At 41.3% G+C, this 6,895-nt stretch carries 10 protein-coding genes; 1 reads left to right on the top strand and 9 read right to left on the bottom strand.

Features of this window, described 5'->3' with window-relative positions; translation table 11 throughout:
* Positions 1 to 77: 77 nt before the first annotated feature.
* The 3 genes from RDS42_RS10655 to RDS42_RS10645 form a co-directional block, all read right to left on the bottom strand.
* Positions 78 to 278, bottom strand: a complete 201-nt coding sequence (locus RDS42_RS10655; RefSeq protein ID WP_308783656.1) for a helix-turn-helix domain-containing protein — start codon at positions 276 to 278, stop codon at positions 78 to 80.
* A 193-nt stretch (positions 279 to 471) separates the two neighbouring features.
* Positions 472 to 660: a helix-turn-helix domain-containing protein gene (locus RDS42_RS10650; RefSeq protein ID WP_178630761.1), complete on the bottom strand. Its 189-nt coding sequence runs from the start codon at positions 658 to 660 to the stop codon at positions 472 to 474.
* Positions 660 to 1,103, bottom strand: coding sequence for a sigma factor-like helix-turn-helix DNA-binding protein (locus RDS42_RS10645; RefSeq protein WP_308783655.1), 444 nt, complete (start codon positions 1,101 to 1,103; stop codon positions 660 to 662). The genes RDS42_RS10650 and RDS42_RS10645 overlap by 1 nt, the downstream gene beginning before the upstream one ends.
* A gap of 445 nt (positions 1,104 to 1,548) precedes the next feature.
* On the opposite strand from RDS42_RS10645, the gene RDS42_RS10640 reads away from it, so the two are divergent.
* On the top strand, positions 1,549 to 1,875 hold the full coding sequence (locus RDS42_RS10640) for a helix-turn-helix transcriptional regulator (protein WP_308783654.1): 327 nt from the start codon (positions 1,549 to 1,551) through the stop codon (positions 1,873 to 1,875).
* 133 nt (positions 1,876 to 2,008) lie between these two features.
* Here RDS42_RS10640 and RDS42_RS10635 read toward each other — a convergent pair whose 3' ends face one another.
* From RDS42_RS10635 to RDS42_RS10610, 6 genes are all read right to left on the bottom strand, one after another.
* Positions 2,009 to 2,368, bottom strand: a complete 360-nt coding sequence (locus RDS42_RS10635) for a stage III sporulation protein AF (protein WP_308783653.1) — start codon at positions 2,366 to 2,368, stop codon at positions 2,009 to 2,011.
* Between the two features lie 4 nt (positions 2,369 to 2,372).
* The gene (locus RDS42_RS10630) at positions 2,373 to 3,305 is read right to left on the bottom strand and encodes a ParM/StbA family protein (protein WP_308783652.1); all 933 of its coding nucleotides are present in this window, start codon (positions 3,303 to 3,305) and stop codon (positions 2,373 to 2,375) included.
* A gap of 133 nt (positions 3,306 to 3,438) precedes the next feature.
* Positions 3,439 to 3,849, bottom strand: coding sequence for a hypothetical protein (locus RDS42_RS10625; RefSeq protein WP_308783651.1), 411 nt, complete (start codon positions 3,847 to 3,849; stop codon positions 3,439 to 3,441).
* A gap of 5 nt (positions 3,850 to 3,854) precedes the next feature.
* The gene (gene srtB, locus RDS42_RS10620; RefSeq protein ID WP_308783650.1) at positions 3,855 to 4,634 is read right to left on the bottom strand and encodes a class B sortase; all 780 of its coding nucleotides are present in this window, start codon (positions 4,632 to 4,634) and stop codon (positions 3,855 to 3,857) included.
* Positions 4,635 to 4,679: 45 nt separating this feature from the next.
* The gene (locus tag RDS42_RS10615) at positions 4,680 to 5,870 is read right to left on the bottom strand and encodes a CHC2 zinc finger domain-containing protein (protein WP_308783649.1); all 1,191 of its coding nucleotides are present in this window, start codon (positions 5,868 to 5,870) and stop codon (positions 4,680 to 4,682) included.
* 51 nt (positions 5,871 to 5,921) lie between these two features.
* Entirely contained in the window at positions 5,922 to 6,860 is a 939-nt protein-coding gene (locus RDS42_RS10610; RefSeq protein WP_308783648.1) for a hypothetical protein, read from the bottom strand.
* Positions 6,861 to 6,895: the final 35 nt, after the last annotated feature.

Raw genomic sequence — 6,895 nt, 5'->3', positions numbered from 1 at the left:
CCTCTCTAATACTGATATTAACCAACCTTTAATGAAAAATCTTCCGTAATTATAGGATAAGAAAACGCCCAGAAGATTTATTCTTCTGAGCGATATTCAAACTTATACCCCATACCTTTTACGGTATGGATGTACTGCAGTCTGTCCGGATCCGGTTCTAGTTTCTTCCTAAGCTGGCTGATACACCACATGACCGCATTCTCATAATTCTCTACTTCCTCTGTCCAGACTGCCTCATAAATTTGTTCTTTGGAGCGAACCCATCCCGGATTTGGTATTGTTTTAGCCAGTATCGCAGGACTATGTTTCTGTTTTTATACAGGTACGAAAAGCAGATACTCTGCGCAGATTGGAACTTTGAATTTATCGCCAGTTCAGTCTGCCGCTGGATCTGTTTGACCTTCCGTTTCACCCTTTCAGGATAAAGGGCGTGGTCACAATACTTCCACGCCCCATCCTTCAGTTATTCACTTACTCAACATCCCGGAAAAACCGGATACATCTTAAAAATTCTACAATCAATTCCTGGTACAGATCTTCATCAAAGAAACCGTCTACCAATGCATTTCTGACAAGAAGTGGTCGGTACATTTCAAAGATTTCCATAATAGATTCTTGATCTCCCATTCTCGCCCGGTATAAAAGCTCCCTAAATTCCATTACTTTTCTCCTCCCATCTTTCTTCTGATTTTTCGGATTGCACCATAATACATCCATTTGCATTGTTCTTCCGTCATCTGGTTCAGTTCACCTATTTCCTTGAAGTCTCGCTCCTCAAATACACGCTGATACATCACTTCCCGTTCTTTCTCATTCAAAAGGTGCATTGCCTGTATCAGCCGCTTGTCTTCCATTTCATTCCACTCTGGATAAATTCCTTGCGTTTCATTTAACAGCAACTTTTCCCGTTTCTTTCGTTCCAGATGTTCCTCCATGGAAAGATCTGCCTCCGTATATTCCTGTTCGTCCGAATTATTTTCTGCAAGCTGAATCTTCTTCTGTATTTCCAGATACCGTTTTCTCCGTCCCTGTACAGATGCCAACAGATATGCAGAAAAGTAGTTTTTTGTTTTTGAACCTTTATAGATATGTTCTTCGTTCATCTTCTTACCTCCGAAATTTGAAAATTTTCATAGTTTCCAAATTTCAGAGGCGGGGATCTGCAGCCTGCAATGACACAATTCAACAATTTTCGACAAAACAAAAGGTCGAGCCAGCGAATTGCCGGTCCGACCAAATGTATCGTCCATGTAGGATAATGCAGATAATTCTTTTTCTTTAACGCATATTCTGCGTATAGAACATCCTGATATTCTTCTCTCTGACAAGAACTTTTTTTAATGAACTACCTGTATTTCCACACCTTTTCTTTTGTTTCACAAGATTTATTTCTCCGAAGTTTCTTCCTCATCACCTCCGTCGTACGCATTATATTGCGTGATACTATGTGCCTTAACACATTTTCCTTGCAGGAAAACTACGGTAAAATATGCTTTAAGTGAGGTGATACGGATGCTAAAGGATACCGTCAAGAAAAGACTCGGTTACATGGTAAAGAACGAACGTGAACACCTTAGATTATCCCAGTCAGCCCTGGCTGAACAGGCAGGTGTTTCCATCCGGACCATCTCAGATATTGAAACTTGTAACGGCAATCCGGAACTTGCAACGTTGATTCCTCTTGCCCAATATCTGAAGATTTCCCTGGATGCGATTATTCACGAAGCTCCACTAGAAACAGACCATACTACATATCAAATTCTGGAAGAACTGCAAAACTGCTCAGAAGAGGATCGTCTGATTGCTCTTCGTACTTTACGGGAATTACTTGCAGCACTTAAAGAAAAAGACCAAATCAATAAACCACATTTCTGACAATACCTCAGTTTTTAGTGTAGCAGTACAATCTGTGATAAAACTGTGCGGAACCTGTGCTAATCCTGTGGCTTATAATATTTTGTAAATTCAAAAAGAAGCAGTCGTGTGAGAAAACTGCTTCTTTTCTATGCTATCTTCTGCGGAAAGCACTCATTGCGTTCCTTACATTTTCTACCACCCTTGGATCAATGGTGTCCTTAGTTCCTTCTGGAAAAGTCATCGTTATTTCCGGTTCTTTTTCGCTCTTTTCCATACTATTCGACTGCATTGCTTTATGCACTTCCTGTCTGACAGTTTCCTGAATGATTGCCTGCAATACCGCATTACTGAAAGTGTTGCTTTCCTGTATACCATCCACATGTGCAACAATCGCTTCTGCAATCAGATCCGCTTTATCTTTTACCGAATTTAACAATTCTACGGCGCGTATATGGGAAGCCTTCGTTTTATCAAACCCCAAAGTGAACTTAAATGGATTCTTCTTTTCCACACAATCACTCCTCTGCTGTCATCATCTGGTAAAGCTTGTCATATCCTTTCGCATTGGCACAAATATCTTCAATAAACATATACTTGCCTAACCGATCTGATTTCTCGATCAGTTTTCTCAATAACGCTGCTCCACCACCGATAAATACGGTATAAGTAGACCTTGTGTCAATACCGCGCTCCCGGATACTACTCAAAAGATCGGTTACAAAATCCTGAGCAATCCCCTCTGTCATTTTTACAACCGCCGACTCATAAAACTCCGTATTTCCCTTCAGAATACTGTCAACATCACATTCCTCCAGTAGAATATCATACTCACTATTCACACCGGAAATCACCTGATTATACATGGTAATAACCCCACGCTCCAGAGAATCACAGGATTCCATATCCGGCATTCCTTTTCGCATCAGCAAATAATCCGTTGTGAATCCGCCTATATCAATACCAATGGACTTTGGAATATCTTGCAGCTTATCAATGACAGTCATCATTGCTGCATAATCTTGTGGAAAAGCCATCACATCATGGATTGCTACATGGTATGTACCACCTTCCGTTATAATTTCGTGAACTTTATTTTCCCCTTTAAAGTAACACTCATACTTCTCACACAAATCCGCAAAATGTTTTGGCGGTAATCCGATTGGCAAATTGATCTGCAATACGTCTTCCGGAGCAATCTGCGGATATTTCTTCAGTTCTTTAACGATAGCAAACAGAGTAAGTATAAAAAAGCGTTCATCCTCTGTCTTATCCCTCTGGTAAGGAATCCGCCTGTTACTGAGCAGGTAATATTTTCCTTCATAGAAAATATATTCCTCTCCCCTGGCAGGTTTCTTATCCTGTGTAATCAGTGCGGTTGTAAAAACCTGGTTGCAGGTCTTCATATTCTTGTTTCCATGGTCAACTGCAATTCGTAACTTTCTTATCATAAAAGCATCTCTCCTTTATTCTTAATACTTATTCTGTACGTATAGATTCCGTATAACGCAACTTATTACAAAAAAATATCCCGCCTGCAGTTCATACCACAGACAGGATACCCTTTTCTTTCTTACACAAACTTTATAAAAACGCTGCTTCTTTTGGCATTATCTTCTGAAACAATTCCTGATACCGCTTATTACCCGCAGGAACCAAAGGACCACGATAAGATGTTTCAGACCAAAGCATCAATTCTTCCGCTTCAGAATAAAATGGTCTGTTCGGTGTCGTAATATCGCCATACTGCACTTGCGGAGTGCTTGGTTTCAGAAAAAGTTCCGCATCTTTTTGCGTAAACACTTTTGGTATACCTTCCATTTTTTCCACAAAAAAAGCCTCTACCACTTGTGGTATGAAGCCCCTTTCTAAATAATATTGCGCTCTTCCTTGTATTTTTTTTACAAGTTCAAACCGTAGCTTTCGTTCTTTTTCGCTGCACGTTTCATCCAAAAGAATTTCTGCCAGCACATTTATGTATTCATAATCTAACATCTTTATTATTCCTCCACACTAATTTTTTGATCCAGTCTTCCATGTACCAAATACCGATAGTCTTTCCGCGTATTTACACAGGTAGATAACGTAATTACCCTGTCCTTTTCTGATACCGATATTCCCGTATCATATTCTGAACTTGCCTGTATCACTCCTAAAAAATCTTGATAGTCTTTCACATCCGGAAAAGAATATGTGTACGTTGCATTATTTACCGGAGCTGCGTAACAAGAAAAAATGTGATATTCATATACATAGCCCGGCACATAAACATAAAACTTCGGATACACATCGTAAACTCCTGGATTCTGATATTTTTCCAAGGTTCCGAACATGCTCCCATCCCGCATATTATGTCCATAGATGATGGTATTCCTATCCGTAAAATCCTCCTGGTTATGATAATCCATAAATATACTGCCGCTTTTATTCGTTTCTCCATTGATCATGTGATGAAGATAGTAGGCATTGTCCGTTCCTTTTGCCACAGGATAACTGATGTCAAGCGCCGGAATCTGTATCCAGGCAATGACTTCCGGGTTGATGCTTTGCAGACTCTCAAAGTCCACCTGAAGAAATGTAAACGCTGAATTTTCCTCAGAAGACTTCTCCACTTCCGGCTCTTTGGTACTTTCAGGCTCCCGGATATATTCTTCAAGTTCTTCGTAGACCTGTTCTCCTTCTCGGTAACTCATGCAGATACGTACAATCGCACCTACGGAACCAAAGAACAGGATTCCTGCTAATATCATGCACATCATATAGATTTTATTTCGTTTCATGTAAATTCTCCTTTTCCAGCCGGAGCAAAAGCCCCGACTGTCCTCTTATAATTTCTTTTTTGAATAGTAATAATCATCAATTCCTTTAATCTGTCCATTCCATTCTCCGGAGTCGTCCATATCCCAGACCATACGGCTCATAGAAATGGATAGTTCCTGACAAATCTCATACACCTTCTTACACCCATTTTGGATAATCTGTCGTTTCTGCAGTTTATGCTGACAGTAACCATCTCTGCCCTTTTGCCTGCAGCTTCCACACTTGCTGTAATTCCCATCACAAAGGACTTTCATTTTCTTATCCATATCGTAAGCTTCAAACAGATGCTGAAGATTTCTCTGTCTAAATGCCTCCAGCACCGGTTTTGCATTACGATACTGGTTTACCCCTGCCACACAGACAAAGGTAGCTCCGGACAGAAAATGTGCAATGGTTCCCTTTAATGCTCCCTCAGTCAGATAGACCTCAGAAGCATTCAAATCTCCAATCACATGTACCGGACTTCCGGAGGATACACCATTTTTGAATTTTACACTGGATAGCCAGATATATTTTCTACCCTCGACCACATGATCTAACCGGATTTGAAAGCCCTGGATTTTTCCCTGCATTGACAGAATTGGAATCAAGATACCGGAGTTCTTTGGAGAAAAATTGATGGTCCATTCTCCGTTTTCTCCTTCGTAAAATCCTGGGACACCCTTGACTATCAGCCCTTCATCCTGCAGTTTCCTTACCAGACTTCTAATTCCAAACAATGGCACACTTCGGTACCTCTGTCCTTCGATCTGCTCTAAAGTAAGTCCTCGTTTTAACAAATCTTCCTTATGCTGTTCATTTAAAATCATAAGCGAAAGCATCCGGGAATAAGTCCGGTCTATCGTTTCAGCATCCGCAAGTTCCGCAAGAATAATCTCTGGTTCTATTTCTTTTTGTTCTGCCACGATATAATCCGTCCGATATTCTCCTTTTCCAAGCGCTTCACGTATTTGTCGGTTTGCCTCTGAAGTATTCACACCATAAAGCCTTCCGTACAGATCCAACATACCGCCGGATACATCACATCGGTTACACCGGAATACATTTTTTCGCAGGTTGACATTCATCTTTCCTTTTGTTTCCCCACAAAAAGGGCAGTTCACATCCAGAGAGACAGAATTCTTATGTCTTACCTGTAGTTTTAACAAGTTGACTACATCAGAAATATCGTAATCAAACCCTGTCATATCGTACATTCTCTGTCTCCTCCTTTCTCCCACAGCCTGTTAAGACTGTGGGAAGCATAATTAACCAGCCATCGGCAATGCTCGCTGAAGAATCACTCTTGCTGCAGCTATCATCAGATGGTCTTTTCCACTGTACTCATTGGCATACCATCCTAAACTGGACGGACTCTCCATTGCAACTTGTCCCATAGTCTTATTCTTCAATCTCCCACAGGTAACCGTCACACTGAGTGCCTGTTCATAGGTCATACGGTTGACCAATTCTTCTGCCGGAAGATTAGGATCCAATGCTTGGTTTTGTAACATTGGAATACCATTCATGCCACCGATAGTATTTCCATTCGCCTGAGCGTTCTGATAAAACTGTTCCATCATCGGTGTTGCACCTTGTATTGGCGGTGCTGCTGAAGGATCCGGAGCTGCCGTATAGGAACGTGCTTGTCCGGTTCCCATATTCTGTACCACATTTGTTGCCATCCCATTATTTGGTGTCTGTCCGGAATTTACCGGCATCTGCATGGTTCCATTTGGCTGCGGAGTTTCCAGATTCGGTGGCACTGGAATACCTGCGTCCACTTGCAGGGGATCATTTTCTTCCCCCACATCGGCAAACTGTACACCATATCCGGCATCTGCTAATGCACGTCCGGTAGCTGCTGTCTCTGCAAGTTCCAGAAATTTATCACCAAACTTCGGATCCGCGGTGCGAAACCGCTGTGCGTAGGAATTTCCCACACAATCTTCCTTCTGGTCACATTTATCCAGATAAACTCTTGCCTCCACAACTGCCATATTCTCTGTCAGACTAATGATGTTACTGATAATTTTCCCTGTCGGATTTAAAAGCCGGAACCAAAGTTTCCGGTATTTCACATCCAGATATAACTGTTCCGCCTCTCCCTCATTGGAAATTCTCCGGGCAAGTTCCAGCGGATTGAACCCTTCTACCTTGTTTAATGCTGCTACTGCCTTTGATTTGTTATATAATAATTCGGTCATTGCCTACTCCTTTCTTTTTACCGGCAGAAATTATC

The organism is uncultured Blautia sp., assembly GCF_902497045.1.
Classification (GTDB): Bacteria; Bacillota; Clostridia; order Lachnospirales; family Lachnospiraceae; genus Blautia_A.
Note: the sequence above shows the minus strand (reverse complement) of the source record. Positions and strands in the feature narration are given on the sequence as shown.